Genomic DNA, 16,296 nt, shown 5'->3' with positions numbered 1-16,296 from the left:
CGCGCACGGTGGTCTTCGGTGCGTCTACTGCTTCAGCCAGGTCAGCGATCAGTTGGTCTTTAGTAATAGCCATTGTGGTGTTCCTTCCCTATCAAATTCATATGGATTGCAGAGTGCAGTGTCAGCCGTCGAGCCCGACCGTCATGGCCTGGCACCCCCGGCTATAACCACGGAGATCGGGGTTATAGATGCTTGAATCGGGGATTGGTTCGACCTGACAGATGCTGAATGCACGCTTAACGCCGAGACTTGGCGTAAGACGGGGCAAAACTAGCACAGAGACGGGGAAATATCCGCCTCTACCTAGCCATTTGGTCAGCTTTATCGCTCTAAACCGTGAAAAAAAGGCATATAGGTCGTCGGAGGTCGGCCAAAACGCCCATGCAGGCGCGTCTTGGCCAACGGGTGCGGTACACTGGGCGACTTTTCGGGGAGGCCACCTGCTCCCCTTCAACCAGCCGAGAAGCCTATGCCGATCCGTCATTGCATCGTCCACCTGATCGACAAAAAACCCGACGGCACACCCGCAGTTCTCCACGCCCGCGACTCGGAACTGTCCGAATCTGCGGCCATCGAGAACATGCTTGCCGACCTCAACGAGAGCTATAACGCCAAACAAGGCAAGGCCTGGGGTTTCTTCCATGCCGAGTCCGGCGCGCACCCGTTCAGCGGCTGGTTGAAAGAGTATTTCGACGGCGGTCAGGATTTCACCACCTTCAGCCGCACCGCCGTTGAGCACCTGCAAAAGCTGATGGAGGAGTCCAACCTCTCCGTTGGCGGCCACGTGCTGTTTGCCCACTACCAACAAGGCATGACCGACTACCTGGCCATCGCCCTGCTGCACCACAGCGAAGGCGTGGCGGTGACCGAGGAGCTGGACGTAACCGCGTCGCGCCACCTGGACCTGGGCCAGTTGCACCTGGCCGCGCGCATCAACATTTCCGAGTGGCAGAACAACAAGCAGTCCAAGCAGTACATCTCGTTTATCAAAGGCAAAAACGGCAAGAAGGTCTCGGAGTACTTCCGCGACTTTATCGGCTGCCAGGAAGGCGTCGACGGCCCGGGCGAAACCCGCACCCTGCTCAAGGCCTTCAGCGACTTTGTTGAAAGCGAAGACTTGCCGGACGAATCGGCCCGCGAAAAAACCAAAACCCTGGTGGATTACGCCAGCAGCCAGGCCAAACTCGGCGAGCCGATGGGCCTGGAAGAACTCTCGGGTTTGATCGATGAAGAGCGGCCAAAGGCGTTCTACGACCACATCCGCAACAAGGACTACGGCCTGTCGCCGGAAATCCCGGCCGACAAACGCACCCTCAACCAGTTCCGCCGCTTCACCGGCCGCGCCGAAGGCTTGTCCATCAGCTTTGAAGCGCACCTGCTGGGCGACAAGATCGAGTATGACGAAGCCGCTGGCACCTTGATCATCAAGGGCCTGCCGACCCAGCTCACTGACCAGCTCAAGCGCCGTAACTGATGCTCGGCGGGGTCCTCAAGAAAGTCCTGCTGGTGTTGCTGGTGGTGGTAGTCATCCAGAACTGGGGCAAGATCGAGCGGCTGTTCAACCCCTCACAGGTGGTATCGGAACAGGTGCGCGCTTCGGCGCGCGTGACGCTCTATTCCACCGAGTGGTGTGGCTACTGCAAGCAGATCCGGCGCTTTCTGGACCAAAAGGGCATCCCGTATCAGGCGCTGGATATCGAGAAAGACGCCCAGGCGCGCAAGGCGTACGAGGCGTTGGGCGGCGGCGGGATTCCGTTTGTGGAGGTGAACGGCACGTTGATTCGGGACTACAACCCCGATGCAATCATGGCCGCGTTGAAGTAACCCCGAAGCTGTATGAGCTGGCCTTTGTGGGAGCTGGCTCCCACACAAGCCAGCTCCAACATTCAGCCCTGCTGCGGCATTAGAAGTTAGCTTCCAGCGAGACCATCGCCGTGCGCTCCTCTCCGACGTTGTAATACGCCGTGCTCGGTGCCAAACCACCCACCGGAGCCGAGTTGAAAGACACAGTGCGCGCCGAGCTCAGGTATTGCTTGTCGAACACGTTAAGCATTGAAAACCGCAGGGCCGCCGACTTGACCACCTTCTTGTCCACCGGCAAATAAATACCTGCGTTCAGGTCAAACACTGTGCGCCCGGAAATCTTTTCATCGTTGGTCAAATCGCCGTAAAAACTGCCCACGTACTTGCCCGCAATGTTGCCGTAGAAGCGCGCGTCGTCATACCCGAACACCAGGTTGAACATGTTTTCCGGCACGTTGGCCAGTTGCTTGCCCGACGTCGGCAACCGCACGTTCTTGCTCAGCACATTGTCTTGCTGCTCAGACTGGGTGTAGGTGTACGAGGCGTAATAATTGAAGTTGTGCGGCAGCAGCCCACTCCACTCCAGTTCCAGGCCTTTGTTTTCGACGCTGCCAACGTTGAGCACCATGTAGTCACCGGCAGCGTCAGTGGTCGACACCTGACGGTCCTTGAAGCTGATGTAGAACAGGGTCGCGCTCAGTGCCAGGTCGTCTTCGGTGTAACGCCAGCCGAGTTCCTGGTTCCAGCTCAATTCCGACTTGAGACTGACGGAATCGCCCTTGTTGTACAGCACGTAGTTCGGCGGCGTACGCATGTTGCGGGTGACGTTGTAGAACGTCTGATTGCTCTCATCGACCTGGTATTTGGCGTTGAAGCTGGGCAGGAATTGATGGTAACGGGTGTTCCGTTTTTCCGCCTTGTCGTACAGGCTGCCCAGATTGTTGCCGTCACGCTCAACGTACTGGTACGCCACGCCGCCGTTAAAACTCAAGTCTGGCGTGGCCTGCCAGCTGTCCTGCACCCAGATTTTTTGTGACGGGGTGACGGTGTAGTAGTGGCGCCCCTGCACCGTGGCGCCGTTCTTGTCGACCACCTGACCGCCCGCGTTGTAGTCGCCCCACACGTCATCCGGAGCGCCTTCGCCGTTGATGCCGATAAAGGGCTGGGTTTGGCGCTGGCGCGCGCGTTCATACCAATAGCCGTAATCCAGGCTGTGCTCGTCGTTGATGTCCCATTTCATTTTGGCGGTGAAGCCAGGCCGCCAGGTCTCGGTCCATGAAGGCCGATAGTAGTTGTCCGATTTCAGGTTGCTCAGGGTGTAGTTGCCAGCCTTGTCAGACGTCGGCCCCAGGCTGGAAGCGGTCTGGCCGCTGAAACTGCCACCGTTGGCCCAGTAGTAATACGGCGTGACGGTCAGCGACAGATTGTCTTGCAGGCGCCAGCGCTGAGTCAGCGTGGCGTTGACGCTTTCGAACGGGTTGCGATTGAGCTTGTAGGACGCCGACAACAAACCGGCTTTGTAAACCGGTGTTTCGGCGTAGTCCTTGCGCCGCCCTTCGTTCTCGAACTGCGCCTTGCTCAAGCTGTTGTAGTTGTAGTTTTCCTGGTTGTTGTACTTCACCGTAGCCAGTGTGGAATTGCCGTTGTCGTCTTCAAACAGGCTGCTCCACTCGACTTTGTCGCTGCGCAGGGTGCCTTTGCCGCGCCATTTATCACCTTCCAGGTGAGAAGCCGAGACCCAGGTCTTAAGGCCACCAAAATCGCCGGTATTGACCCGCACGAAGCTCTTGCGCAGGTCATTGGCGCCCACGATCTGCTTGGCGAACACCCCGGATTCCTTGGTCGGCCGTACGGTGATCATGCCGATGTTGCCGCCGCTCGAGCCGATGTGCGGGCCGTCGGCTTCCGAAGAGCCTTGGGTGGCGAACACTTCCGCGAGGTTTTCCGGGTCGCCCAGCTGGTTTGAATAAACGCTGTAGTTGCCCGAGTCGTTGATCGGCACGCCATCGACCGACACGCCGACCTGGTCGGAGCTCATGCCGCGCATGGTGAAGTTGGTGCCACTGGTGCCGCTGGCGTCATCGCTGGAAACGTTGATGCCGGGGGTGTATTTGAGCTTGTCGATGGCGTTGGCGGTTGACGACATTTCGTCCATGGCTTCCTTGGTCACCGTCGACCGCGCCTTGGCACTTTCTTCGCGAATCATGTGGCCATTGCCGAGGGTTTGTTTGCCGGCGATATTCACCGACCCCACGTCCTGAGCGTCGTCCGCCAAAACCAGCGGCGCAAAACCACCCAGGCCCGATGCTAAAAGCAGGGCATAAAGATTGTTGTAGTTCACGTGTAGATCCCTTACTGACGTTGCTCTGTTGTATGGGGCAGCTGCGTCGGGGCTGGTCTGACAGGCGACGCATGGTTTCCTGACCGTTTGCTCAGGAACCTGCGGATGATCCACGGCACGTGTAACCGTTTGGTGACAGGTTTGAGTGATTGCGATGACGGTTCAGTGAAGGCGCGGCGGTGTATGTGTCTAACGCAACACAATCACCCGACCCAGCAGGCTGTGTTGCTCGAAGCCCAGCACGGCTTGCAAGGCATTCAACACCGCCTGTGGGTCTTTGCTCGGAAAGCTGCCGCTGACGCGCTTGGTGCCCATCTCGTCATTCAGCAAAAGAATGCGGCCCGGGTAATATCGGCCGAGGTCCTTGACCACATCGGCCAACGGCGCCTTGTAGTAATTGAGCCAGCCGTCACGCCAGGCCAGGCGTGATTCGCTGTCGACCGGGTGCATGGCCTGCGCCACGCCTTCGGCGTAGGCCACTTGCTGGCCTGCCGTCAGAACTTGCTGTTGGCCGGTGTGGGACGGCGTCACGCCAACCCGGCCAGACAACACGGTCACCTCAGCGCCGGCCGGTTGCAGGCGCACTTCGAACTGGGTGCCCAGCACCCGCGCCTCACCGCTGCCCGCCTCCACCACGAAGGGCTGGCCGGTGTGGGTCACGCTGAAAAAGCCCGCGCCGCGACGCAAGCGGATGCGCCGTTCGCCCTGGCTGAAATCCACGTCGATGGCGCTGTCAGCATCCAGGGTGACGTGGGATTGATCAGCCAGGGTGAAGGTTTTGACCTCACCTGGCGCGGTCACGTAATCGGCACCCAGGTCATCGACCCACCGCGACGGCTGCCAACCGGCGCCCATCGACACCATCACCAGCAGGCACGCGGCCATAGCCAACGCGCCGAACCCGCGCACGACCCGCGAGCGTTTGGAGGTGTTCATCGCATTGAGGTAACCCTGCAAGGCCAGTGCATCTTCGTCCGCCAGTGCGCGTGCGGGCACTTCGCTCAACTCCCACAGCACCTGGGCCTGAGAATAGGCCTCGACGTGCGCCGGGTCGGCTCGCAGCCACTGGCTGAACGTGGCCTGGTCGCCACTGCTGGGCCTGTCGTGCAACAGGCTCAACCAGTCAAGAGCGGCCTGTTCCTGGGCGGGCGTGGGGGTGGCGTTCACGGTGCTTTCCCTGGCGAGCGTGGGGTCGATGGTTCGCGAAGGCTGGCTTTGCAGGCTTCGAGGGCGCGCATCATATGTTTTTCCACGGCGCTTTGGGACAGGCCCATGGCTTTGGCGATTTCTGCGTACTTGCGCCCGTGAATGCGGTTAAGCAGGAAAATCTGCCGGGTGCGCTCCGGCAAGCTGCGCAAGGCGGCTTCGACATGGCGCAAATCGTTGCCCGCCTCGAGCGCCGCTTGAGGCTCAGAACCGCCGTTGTCTTGCTGTTCCGGCAGCCAGCCTTCGTTGCTGCGTACCCGCGCGCTTTCACTGCGCAGATGGTCGATGGCGATGTTGCCGGCGCAGCGCAGCAAGTAGGTGCTGAGTTCTTCAACCTGCACCAGCGGCCGACGCCAGAATCGCAGGAACAGGTCCTGCACCAGGTCCGCCGCCGTGGCGCGGCAACCGACGCGCCGGCTGACGAGTGCTTCCATCTGCGAACGCTGGGACAAAAACACCTGCAGGAAATGCGCACGCCCACCGGCCGCATCGGTGTGCGGGTTGTCCGGGGATTCGGGTGGGGTGCTGATCATCACGAGAAACTCAGGAGAAGGCGAAGGCCGCAACAGGGCTGGCGAGCACGCTAACGCCTGCCAGGATCAAGGCCAGCCTGGGCCGGTACGGCAACAGCAACACCAACAGCAGCGCGCTGAGCATCAGCACGGCGCACCACTCCACCAACCCCTGGCCCCATCCCGTGGCGGCGACGGCGGGCCAGATCGACACGCTCAACAGCAGCCAACCGGTGACGCGCAGGCTCAAGCGCCGACGCGGTGAAGGTTTGCTGCGCAGTAACTCGCCATGGTGACGGTCGGTGGACAGGCACAGTGCGCAAAAACCGGCGTAGCACATCAGCGACGCGAGGAGCATTCAGTGGGCCCCCTGCTTTAGCGCCAAACCACGCGCACGGGCGGTCTGGGGTTGCGGCACCGTGCGGTATTGCATCTTCCAGGCTGCCCACATGAGAAACAGCCCGCTGGCAAGGCACGTCAGGTCGAAACCGGCCATGGCCCAGTCGCCCTTGGCGAGTGACACGCCCAGATGTTGCGAGGTGGTCAGCGCGTTCAGCAGCGGGATCGCTATAAACAGCAGCGCGCCAACACTCAATTGTTCGACCCAGGCCTGGCGGCCCCGACGCAACAGCGCATGCAGCACACTCAATGCCCAGGCAATAAAGAACACCTGCACTTCCCAGCCGGAGCGCTCGGCAAAGCTCACCGGCAGCAGGCGGTTAGCCCAGAAAAATGCGGCGATGGCGATCATCAGCCCGGCCATGCTGGCGATGTTCAGCACTTCCACCAGCCGCAATTCAAATGGAATCACGCCCGTTTTGGCGTGCTTGAGCTGACGTTTGCCGAGCCAAATCACCAGGCCGGTGCCGATCATCGCCGTACCCGCCAAGCCACAGATGAAATACAGCCAACGCAGCACCGGGCCGGCAAAATGGCCCATGTGCAAGCCGTAAAAACTGCCGCCAATGGCTGCCGGCAGCGACTGCTCGCCACTGACCCGCAACACGTCGCCGGTGGTACCGCTGAATGACACAGTGCTGCCGAAATCATGCACCACCCGGTCGGAACCGGCGCGGACCACATTGACCGAGGCATTCACGTCACTCGGGTTATTCACCACCAACCGCCCGACATGCCCGCCCGCCCATTGTTCGCGCGCTTGCTGATACATCGGCAGCAAGGGCAACAACTGCCCCGGCTGGCCGAGCGCGGGAGGGTTGTCTGTATTGGGAAATACCTCATTGAAAAATGCGCGGCTGTCGTCGCCATACGAAGCGACGATGGGTGCGGGCATCACCATGCTCATGAAAATCACCAGGCTGCTGTAGGTGATCATCAAGTGGAACGGCAGCACCAGCACGCCGACGGCGTTGTGCCCGTCGAGCCAGGACCGCTGGCCCTTGCGAGGGCGGAAGGTGAAGAAGTCCTTGAAGATTTTCTTGTGGGTGATGATGCCGGTGATCAGTGCGATGAACATCACCATGGCGGCGATGGTCGACAGCCAGCGGCCCCACGGGTAGGGCATTTGCAGCTGGAAGTGGAAGCGGTAGAAAAAATCGCCACCCATGCTTTCGCGGGCCTGCACCGGTTGAGCGGTGAGCGGGTCGAGGACTTTCTGAATGAAATTGCCGCGTTTGCCGGCGTCGACCTTGTCTTGCCACATCACCGACAAGCCGGGGTCTCGGCTGTCCGGCAAGGTGATAAACCAGCGCGCAGCATTGGGTGCCTGTTGCTGCAGATAGGCTTGGGCGGCAGCAAGACTGCGCGCGTCGTCCAATGGGTGCTCCTGCACTTCGGGCTGCATCCAGTGGGTAATTTCGTCCTTGAAATACGCAAGCGTACCTGTCAGAAAAATCGCAAACAGCAGCCAGCCGAAGATCAATCCAGCCCAGGTGTGCAACCAGGCCATCGCCTGACGAAAGCCCTCTTTCATGTGCGCACCATCCAGTAACCCACGCCCGCCAATGCCGCAAACAGCGCGCTCGGCAGCATCACGCCCCACCAGGCGCGCCACGCGGTGCGGCAAGCGAAGCACCAGATGACGGCGAGCAAATAGAACACAAACGAACTCATCATCCCGGTAATCACGGCGTCGGCGCGCGAAGTGGGCATCCACAGCGCCAGGCAAACGGCTGCCAGGGAAGCCATCAAATAGCCGCCGACCACGGCAGCCAACACGCGGGACGTGACGGCGAGGCGGTAAGCGGCGGGAAGTGAGGTTGTGCTTTTCATGCGGGCAGCGCCAGGTTCATCGGTGCGCAATATTAATGATAAATATTCTCATAAGCAAAAGAGAACGGATGAATCACCTGCCCTGGCGGATTGCCGAACCTTGTCTGGCGCCCTACAATGCGAACAATTCTTGTTCTCTAAAGCATGCTATTGCTTGTGGAGTGATCGCGTTGCAGCCGTCAAACACCGTCGAAGTCTTGTATCAGGACCATCACCACTGGCTCACCGGCTGGTTGCGACGCAAGCTCGGCTGCCCGGAAAGCGCGGCCGACCTGGCCCAGGACACGTTCATCCGCGTGCTGACCGCGCGCGAAACCCCGACCTTGATCGAGCCGCGCGCTTTCCTCACCACGGTCGCCAAGCGCGTGTTGTTCAATTTCTACCGTCGCCAGGACCTGGAGCGCGCCTACCTAGATGCACTGGCGCAAATGCCCGAGCACGTGGCGCCGTCGGAAGAAGAACGCGCGATCATCCTGCAAACCCTGGTAGAGCTGGACCAATTGCTCGACGGCCTGCCCGTTCAGGTCAAGCGCGCGTTCCTGCTGGCACAGCTCGACGGCCTGACCTACGCGCAAATCGGCACGGAACTCGGCATCTCCCTCGCCACCGTCAAACGCCACCTGAATAAAGCCGCCATGCGCTGCTACTTTGCCCTATGAATTTCTCCACGCAAGTCGCCGAACAAGCCGTGCACTGGCTGATGGAAATGCAGCAAGGCGCACTCAACCCGCGCCAGCAGGCGGCCTGGCAGCAATGGCTGACGGCGCACAGTGAGCACCAGCGCGCGTGGGACCATATCCAGCGCGTCAATCAGCGCCTGCGCGGCATGCCCTCGCCGCTGGCGCATGCGGCGTTGAATGCGCCGAAGTCCAGCAGCCGGCGTCAGGCATTGAAGCTGTTGCTGATCCTCGGCGCCGGTTCCGCCGCCGCCTGGGGTTTGCGCCAGCAACACGTTCTGCCACCACTGACTGCCGACTACCGCAGCCCCGTCGGCCAGCGCCGCCGCGTACAACTGGCCGATGGCAGCCAGTTGCAGCTCAATACCGGCAGCGCGGTGGATGTGCATTTCGATGGCGAGCAGCGTTTGATCCGTCTGCTGGAAGGCGAAATCCTGCTGACCGCTCGCGCCGCACCGGCCCCCCTGAAAATTCTCACGGGCCAAGGCTTGCTCAGCAGCCAGGCGGCGCGACTGAACGTGCGCCAGTTTAACGACCACACCCAATTGGCCGTACTCGACGGCCATGTGGACGTCATGCCGAACAGCTACAGCGGTTTGCCGCTGACCGTCGAAGCCTCGCGCCAGGTCAATTTCACCCGCAAGGGCTGGGACACTCCGCGCCCCACCGACGCCAACAGCGGCGCCTGGGCCGACGGCATGCTGGTGGCCGCGCATATGCGCCTGGAAGACTTCCTCAATGAGCTGGGCCGCTACCGCCGAGGCCAACTGAGTTGCGACCCGCAGGTGGCAAATTTGCTGCTGTCCGGCAGTTACCCGCTGGATGACAGCGAGCGCATTCTCGACCTGTTGGAAGTCAGTTTGCCGGTCAAGGTTCGGCGCTTCACGCGCTACTGGGTGAGCGTCCAGGCACGCGTCTAAACTTTTTTAAAAAACACTGAGCCGTTTTCCACCCCTCGCGTGACAGAGAAGGAAAGCCACCTTGATCCTTCCTTCTCAGGACCGCCCTTCATGCCCCAGCCACCGACGCTTCTCGCCCGCACCTTGCGCCAACTCCTGCTCGGCGCCAGCCTCAGCCTGACCGTGCTCTCGCCGGTGATGGCGGCCGACGCCAAGCCGTACCACATCGCGCCGACCTCGCTGGAAACAGCCCTGAACCAGTTTGGCCGCGAAGCCGGCGTACTGATTTCTTTCGGTTCAGAGGTGACGGCGGGCATGCAGAGCCCCGGTTTGTCGGGCAATTACAGCGCCGCTGAAGGCCTGCAAAAACTGCTCGAAGGCACCGGCCTGCAAGCTCGCGCCGAGGGCGAAAACGCCTACAGCCTGCAACCTGCAAACGCCCCGGCGACCCTCGAACTGCAAACCTCCAACGTGGTTGGCGACTGGCTCGGCGACGCCGCGCAAACCAACGTGTTCGAACACCCCGGCGCACGCGATGTGATCCGCCGCGAAGAGTTTGAGCGCCAGGGCGCAACCCAGGCCCGCGATGTACTCAACCGCATTCCCGGCGTCAACGCCCCGGACAACAACGGCACCGGCAGCCACGACATGGCGCTGAACTTCGGCATTCGCGGCCTCAATCCACGCCTGGCGTCGCGCTCCACGGTATTGATGGACGGCATCCCGGTGCCCTTCGCGCCTTACGGCCAGCCGCAGCTGTCGTTCGCGCCGATCAGCATGGGCAACATGGATGCAGTAGATGTGGTGCGCGGCGGCGGCGCGGTGCGCTACGGCCCGCAAAACGTCGGCGGCATTGTCAACTTCGTCACGCGCGCAATCCCGGATGCACCCACCGTCAAAGGCGGCTTGCAGACGGAAACCAGCCCGTCTTCCAGCCACGACGGCTTCAAAACCACCGGCAACCTGCTGGCCGGCGGCACTGCCGATAACGGCCTGGGCGGCGCGATTTTGTACTCCGGCACCCGTGGCGGCGACTGGCGGGAAAACAGCAACACGCGCATCGACGATTTGATCCTCAAGGGCAAGTACCAGCTCGACGACGCCAACAGCTTTAACGCCATGGCGCAGTACTACGAAGGCCAGGCCGATATGCCCGGCGGCTTGAACGTCAAGGACTACAAAGCCGACCCCTATCAGTCCACCCGCCCCTACGACAAATTCTGGGGCCGCCGCACGATGTTCAACGCCGGTTACCGTTACCAGCAAGACCGCCGCGAATTCACTGCCAACACCTTCTTCACCACCACCTTGCGTAATGGCTACCTCGACCAGGGCAACTTCCTCTCGCTGTCGCCGCGTGAGTACTGGGTGCGCGGCCTCGAAACCCGTTTCGCTCAAGGCTTCGACCTTGGCCCGACCAGCCATGAAGTCGGCGTCGGCTACCGCTACATCAACGAAGCCGGGCATGAGTTGCGCTACCGCACGCCGATCAGCGCCAACCAGCAACTGCCCGACACCAACAGCCGCAACGACCGCGACACCCGTGGCGCCACCGAAGCCAATGCATTTTTCGTCGACGACCGCATCGATATCGGCAAGTGGACCATCACCCCGGGCGTGCGCTACGAGATGATCGAGTCGCAGCAGACCAACAACCTGACAAACGTCAAATACAAAGGCGACTACAACACCGCGTTGCCGGCGTTGAACGTGCTCTACCACCTCACCGAAGACTGGAACCTCTACGCCAACACCGAAGGCTCGTTCGGCAGCGTGCAGTACAGCCAGATGCCAAACCGCGTGACCAGCGGCGAAGTGAAACCGGAAAAGGCTCGCACCTGGGAACTCGGCACGCGCTATGACAACGGCACCTTGCGTGCGGAAATCGGCGCGTTCCTGATCAACTTCGACAACCAGTACGACAGCAACCAGACCAACGATACGGTGATCGCCCGTGGCGAAACCCGCCACCAAGGCATCGAGTCGAGCATCAATTACGCCCTCGATGGTTTAAGCCCGGCGCTGGCCGGTTTTGATGTGTACGCCACCTACGCCTACGTGGACGCAACCATCCGCGAAGACGGCCCGAACAAAGGCAACCGCGTGCCGTTTTCGTCCAAGCACAAAGGCACGCTCGGCGTGGGGTACACCGAAGGCCAATGGAAACTCAACCTGGACAGCAGCTATCAGAGCAGCCAGTTTGCCGACAACGCCAACACACAGGCGGAAAGCGCCGACGGCAGCACGGGGCGCATTCCGGGCTATATGTTGTTCAGCAGCCGCGCAGCGTATGACTTCGGCCCGCAGCTGTCGGATTTGAACGTAGCGGTCGGGGTGAAAAACATCCTCAACAAGCAGTACTACACGCGCTCGTTTGACGATAACAACAAGGGCAAATACATCGGCGAGCCGCGCACTGTGTACGTGCAAACGTCCATCGCGTTTTAACTGACCTTATTTTGCAAATGCTGTAACCCCCTGTGGGAGCTGGCTTGCCGGTTGGGGTTTAACTGCCGGCCAGGCAGCTGGGAGTGGCCGCCACCAGCGCATCGATGGCGCAGCGCACCTTGGCCGGCATGTGCGCCGCCGTCGGCCAAATCACGTGGATCGGCGCCGGCTGGTCGCGGTAGCCTGGCAGTACCGCTTCCAGGCTACCGCGCAGCACATAGTGCGCAATCAACCAGCTCGGCAACCAGGCCAGGCCAACGCCCGCAATCGCGGCGTCGGCCACGGCCTGGAGGTCGTCCAGCACCAAGGGCGATGTCACACACGAGCGAAACGCGGTATTGCTGCGGTAGGCAATACCACGGTGGCCTGCGAGGTCATCGATGCTTTCAATCCGCCCAACACGCTGCAGATACGCCGGTGACGCGGCCAGGCCCACGGACTGTTCGCCCAGACGGCGCGCGCTCAGGCGGTCTGTGTCCGGGAGCGGGCCAATGCGCACCGCAACGTCAAAACCTTCCTGCGCCAGGTCTATCAGCCGGTCAGAAAACGAAATCTCGATCTCCAGTTCCGGGTAACGGTCCATCAAGCCCCACAAGGCAGGCGCGGCGTAATGGTGCCCAAAGGCCAGTGGCAGGCTCGCCCGCAACCGACCGCGCGGCTGTTGCCGGCCACTTTCCAGCACCGATTCAGCGGCCTCAAGTTCTGCCAGGGCGCGCAAGCAATGTTCGTAATACGCCTGCCCGTCTTCGGTCAGGCGTTGGCGCCGGGTAGAGCGCTGCAACAGGCAAGTGCCCAAGCGTGCTTCCAGTCGTGCCAACCCCTTGCCCACCGCAGAGCGCGTGAGGTTCAGGCGTTCGGCAGCTTCGGTGAGGTTGCCGCTTTCGACGATCTGCAGAAAGAGTTCGACGCCGTCAAAACGTGGAGTGGCCATGATTCTATTGTCGCCTGTGATTCCCTCATCAGCGGAAAACTTATCACGAATAAAGAATCAGATTCCCCTGAAAATAAGTGGATACCCCCATCGACAGGAGAGTCCCATGCCACCTACCGCCACAGTCGCCACCGCTTGCCCTTCGCGCAGCGCCACAGATGGCCTCGCGCTCACCGCCGTGTGCCTGGTGGCATTGATGTTCGGCCTGGAAATCTCCAGCGTGCCGGTCATCCTGCCGACGCTGGAGCAACAACTGGGCACGGGGTTCCAGGACGCCCAATGGATCATGAACGCCTACACCCTGGCCTGCACCAGCGTGTTGATGGCGGCCGGTACATTGGCCGATCGCTTTGGCCGGCGCCGGATGCTGGTGGTGTGTTTGGGGATATTTGGAGTGGCCTCACTGGCCTGTGGGCTGGCAAACGATGCGTCCACGCTGATCGCCGCGCGGTTTGTACAGGGCATCGGTGCCGGGGCGATGATGATTTGTCAGTTCGCGATTCTGTCGCACCGGTTTCGCGAACCGGCGGCGCGAGCGCGGGCCTTTGCGGTGTGGGGTGTGATCGCGGGTGTGGGGCTGGGGTTCGGGCCGATGGTAGGCGCATTGATTCTGGCGGTGGCGGACTGGCGCTGGGTGTTTCTGGTGCATGTGCCGCTGACCCTGTTCACCCTGGTGCTGCTGCGCATCAGCGTGACGGAATCACGCGACCCGGCGAGCCACCGCCTCGATATCGCAGGCATGCTCACGCTGACGCTGTCGGTGTTTGCGCTGGTGTACTTCATCACTCAAGGCTCAGAGAAGGGTTTCGCAACGCCGGGCATGCTGGGTTGGGCAGGTTTGTCGCTGGCCGGGTTGCTGCTGTTCATCGTTGTTGAGCGACGCAGCTCCCACCCGATGTTCGACTTTTGCGTGTTTCGCATCCAGCGTTTCAATGGCGCGCTGATGGGTTCGATCGGCATGAACTTCAGCTTCTGGCCGTTCATGATTTACCTGCCGCTCTACTTCCAGGCGGGGCTGGGCTACGACACCCTGACCACCGGCGGCGCACTGCTCGCCTACACCTTGCCGACGTTGCTGGTGCCGCCGCTGGCCGAACGCCTGGCCTTGCGTTATGGCGCCGAGCGCATCATTCCGCTGGGTTTGGGTTTGATGGGCGCGGGCTTTATGACCATGGCCGCCGCCAACGGCGTTGCCCATCCAAGCATCGTTTTAGTGCTGTTCAGTTGCGCGTTGGCGGGAGTGGGGCTGGCCCTGACCAACTCACCCACCACCAACACCACCACCGGCTCGGTGTCGGCTGATCGCGCGGGCATGGCGTCGGGCATCGACCTCAGTGCGCGGTTGATCACGCTGGCGCTCAACATTGCGCTGATGGGGTTGGTGCTGTTGCTGGGGATCAGTCATCACCTTGCAAGCCTACTGCCCGAAACCAGCATGTTGGAGTGGCCGGCGATAAGCCAGAATATTGCAGCAGGCAAACTGGATGCGTTGGGGTTGGCGCGTGAGGATGCCCGTGCAGCACTGCGTCACGGCGCCGGCTGGGCCATGCTGTTTGCGGGTTTGGGAGCGTGCGGGCTGGCGTTGATGAGCAGGTATTTCTTCCATCGCAGCCGCTAAACGAAGACGGGCCTGCGTGTGCAGGCCCGTCTTCATGGGGATGAGAAACTCTCAGCGATCAGCCGTTAAACACAGCGCGTTCTTTTTCAAGAAACTCCTGTTCAAGTTCGTCTTCATTCACTTTGGTGACCGGCAGGTTTTTCCCGGCAGCGCGTGGCTTGCCTTGCAGTCGGCCAAACAGATGTTCCAACGCATGATCCAACTTGGTGGCGGCACCGTCGATCGCCTGTTCCAGGGTATCGGCTTTATGCAGCACCGAAACCGGCTGGTGACCCTTTGGCCGTGCTTCCAGGCGGCAACTTAAATCGTGGGGACCGGGCTTATCACCGTTCTCATCTTTGAGGTAGACCTCAACGCGGGTCAGGTCCTCTTCGTAACGTTCGAGCGTGCTTTCAATGGTAGTACGTACCCACTCCTCCAGTCGGATGCTGCTTTCAATATGGTTATCGCTATTGACTTGGATTTGCATAGTTTTTCCCTTATTTCAGCTAGCTCGCGAGAGGTCACGACTGCTTTACCAGGCAGGTAAAACCATGACCTCTTGATTACACAATTGGGCAGACCGCAAAACAATTCAACCCCTTTGCGAAGATAAATCACACATTACAAATTAAGTCTGACAACCATCAAACACGCTGTTATGGTCGGGAGTTGGGCACGCCTTCTTACACGCCCACTTCCCTACAATTGCCCCTCTCCCAGGGGGTGCAATCCACGAAAAATCTTCGCTTCTTCCACCAGCCAATCATGGACCGCCCGCACGCCCGGATGGTTCAGCGCACCGGGCGCATACAGCAGCACATAGCGTTTATGGTTGGGCACGGCCAGGCCGAACGGCACGATCAAGGTGCCGCGCTCCAGTTCATCGTTGAGCAGCGTGCGCCGCGCGATGGCCACGCCCATGCCGGCGATGGCGGCTTCAATGGTCAGGTGGTTGCGGTTGAAGGTGTGGCCGCGCCGAACGTCGGCGCCATGGTAGCCAATGGCATTCAGGTAAAACTCCCACTCGGCGTACTCATAACTCCCACGCCAGGCGGTAATGTCGTGCAGCAGCGGGAAATGCACCAGGTCGGCCGGGCCATGCAGCGGTGGCCTGCCGCGCAGCAGGCTCGGCGCGCACACCGGGAATATTTGCTCATCGAGCAAGGCTGTGGATAACAAGCCCGGGTAGCTGCCGTCGTTCAAGTCGATAGCCAGGTCAAAATCGCCTTCGTGCAGAGCAATGCTGCTGTCTTCGGCAACCATGCGCAGCTGGATATCCGGAAACCGCTGCTGCAACCGCGGCAAACGCGGGGTCAGCCACTTGCCCAAAAACGACGGGATAGAACGCAGACGCAAGGTGCCGCTGATCATGCCCGCGTCCAGCCGCTGCAACTCTGCATCAATGCTGCCGTACGCCTCTCCCACCGTTGTGGCCAGCCGCTGCCCTTCGGCGCTGAGTTCCACGCCGCGCGCGCGCCGATGGAACAACCGAAAGCCCAAACGCTCCTCCAACTGACGAATTTGCTGGCTCACCGCCCCCGGCGTGATGTGCAGCTCTTCGGCGCAGCGGGTGAACGACAAATGCCGCGCCGCACAGGAAAAAACGTGCAACCAGACGTACGTCTGGCCATGGAGATGCCGGCTCAT

15 protein-coding genes and 1 pseudogene are annotated in these 16,296 nt (G+C 61.0%); 6 read left to right on the top strand and 10 right to left on the bottom strand.

Annotated elements, in window-relative coordinates:
- Positions 1-73: pseudogene (locus ACP7A2_RS01200) on the bottom strand (HU family DNA-binding protein); the annotation flags it as partial.
- Positions 74-469: 396 nt separating this feature from the next.
- On the opposite strand from ACP7A2_RS01200, the gene yejK reads away from it, so the two are divergent.
- Both yejK and ACP7A2_RS01190 read left to right on the top strand, forming a co-directional pair.
- Positions 470-1,474 carry a nucleoid-associated protein YejK gene (gene yejK / locus ACP7A2_RS01195; protein ID WP_348060401.1) on the top strand — a complete coding sequence of 335 codons (1,005 nt, stop codon included), beginning with the start codon at positions 470-472 and terminating at the stop codon, positions 1,472-1,474.
- Positions 1,474-1,824, top strand: a complete 351-nt coding sequence (locus ACP7A2_RS01190) for a glutaredoxin family protein (RefSeq protein WP_375069837.1) — start codon at positions 1,474-1,476, stop codon at positions 1,822-1,824. The genes yejK and ACP7A2_RS01190 overlap by 1 nt, the downstream gene beginning before the upstream one ends.
- Positions 1,825-1,903: 79 nt before the next feature.
- Here ACP7A2_RS01190 and ACP7A2_RS01185 read toward each other — a convergent pair whose 3' ends face one another.
- From ACP7A2_RS01185 to ACP7A2_RS01160, 6 genes are all read right to left on the bottom strand, one after another.
- The gene (locus ACP7A2_RS01185) at positions 1,904-4,144 is read right to left on the bottom strand and encodes a TonB-dependent receptor (protein ID WP_426132745.1); all 2,241 of its coding nucleotides are present in this window, start codon (positions 4,142-4,144) and stop codon (positions 1,904-1,906) included.
- A 189-nt stretch (positions 4,145-4,333) separates the two neighbouring features.
- Positions 4,334-5,311 (bottom strand): FecR family protein, encoded by a 978-nt coding sequence (locus ACP7A2_RS01180; protein WP_426132744.1) that lies wholly within the window; start codon positions 5,309-5,311, stop codon positions 4,334-4,336.
- Positions 5,308-5,886, bottom strand: a complete 579-nt coding sequence (locus ACP7A2_RS01175; RefSeq protein ID WP_426132743.1) for an RNA polymerase sigma factor — start codon at positions 5,884-5,886, stop codon at positions 5,308-5,310. Before ACP7A2_RS01175 ends, ACP7A2_RS01180 begins: the two co-directional genes overlap by 4 nt.
- Before the next feature lie 7 nt (positions 5,887-5,893).
- On the bottom strand, positions 5,894-6,220 hold the full coding sequence (locus ACP7A2_RS01170) for a DUF3325 domain-containing protein (RefSeq protein WP_426132742.1): 327 nt from the start codon (positions 6,218-6,220) through the stop codon (positions 5,894-5,896).
- Positions 6,221-7,795, bottom strand: a complete 1,575-nt coding sequence (locus ACP7A2_RS01165; RefSeq protein WP_426132741.1) for a PepSY-associated TM helix domain-containing protein — start codon at positions 7,793-7,795, stop codon at positions 6,221-6,223.
- Complete coding sequence (locus ACP7A2_RS01160) at positions 7,792-8,094, bottom strand: DUF3649 domain-containing protein (protein WP_375069848.1); 303 nt, start codon at positions 8,092-8,094, stop codon at positions 7,792-7,794. Before ACP7A2_RS01160 ends, ACP7A2_RS01165 begins: the two co-directional genes overlap by 4 nt.
- Positions 8,095-8,264: 170 nt before the next feature.
- On the opposite strand from ACP7A2_RS01160, the gene ACP7A2_RS01155 reads away from it, so the two are divergent.
- From ACP7A2_RS01155 to fecA, 3 genes are all read left to right on the top strand, one after another.
- Positions 8,265-8,753, top strand: coding sequence for a sigma-70 family RNA polymerase sigma factor (locus ACP7A2_RS01155; RefSeq protein WP_426132740.1), 489 nt, complete (start codon positions 8,265-8,267; stop codon positions 8,751-8,753).
- Entirely contained in the window at positions 8,750-9,691 is a 942-nt protein-coding gene (locus ACP7A2_RS01150) for a FecR domain-containing protein (protein WP_426132739.1), read from the top strand. Before ACP7A2_RS01155 ends, ACP7A2_RS01150 begins: the two co-directional genes overlap by 4 nt.
- 90 nt (positions 9,692-9,781) lie before the next feature.
- Complete coding sequence (gene fecA, locus ACP7A2_RS01145) at positions 9,782-12,118, top strand: TonB-dependent Fe(3+) dicitrate receptor FecA (RefSeq protein WP_426132738.1); 2,337 nt, start codon at positions 9,782-9,784, stop codon at positions 12,116-12,118.
- Between the two features lie 58 nt (positions 12,119-12,176).
- Here the strand turns inward: fecA and ACP7A2_RS01140 are convergent, their stop codons facing one another.
- A complete protein-coding gene (locus ACP7A2_RS01140; protein ID WP_426132737.1) occupies positions 12,177-13,049 on the bottom strand; it encodes a LysR family transcriptional regulator in 873 nt (290 codons plus the stop codon).
- 106 nt (positions 13,050-13,155) lie between these two features.
- On the opposite strand from ACP7A2_RS01140, the gene ACP7A2_RS01135 reads away from it, so the two are divergent.
- Complete coding sequence (locus ACP7A2_RS01135; RefSeq protein ID WP_426132736.1) at positions 13,156-14,667, top strand: MFS transporter; 1,512 nt, start codon at positions 13,156-13,158, stop codon at positions 14,665-14,667.
- Positions 14,668-14,725: 58 nt separating this feature from the next.
- Here the strand turns inward: ACP7A2_RS01135 and ACP7A2_RS01130 are convergent, their stop codons facing one another.
- Together ACP7A2_RS01130 and ACP7A2_RS01125 are read right to left on the bottom strand one after the other, a co-directional pair.
- On the bottom strand, positions 14,726-15,136 hold the full coding sequence (locus ACP7A2_RS01130) for an HPF/RaiA family ribosome-associated protein (RefSeq protein ID WP_348057929.1): 411 nt from the start codon (positions 15,134-15,136) through the stop codon (positions 14,726-14,728).
- A gap of 212 nt (positions 15,137-15,348) precedes the next feature.
- Positions 15,349-16,296 carry a LysR substrate-binding domain-containing protein gene (locus ACP7A2_RS01125; RefSeq protein ID WP_426132735.1) on the bottom strand — a complete coding sequence of 316 codons (948 nt, stop codon included), beginning with the start codon at positions 16,294-16,296 and terminating at the stop codon, positions 15,349-15,351.

This window comes from Pseudomonas sp. PWP3-1b2 (assembly GCF_049896045.1).
Lineage (GTDB): Bacteria > Pseudomonadota > Gammaproteobacteria > Pseudomonadales > Pseudomonadaceae > Aquipseudomonas > Aquipseudomonas antarctica_B.
Note: the sequence above shows the minus strand (reverse complement) of the source record. Positions and strands in the feature narration are given on the sequence as shown.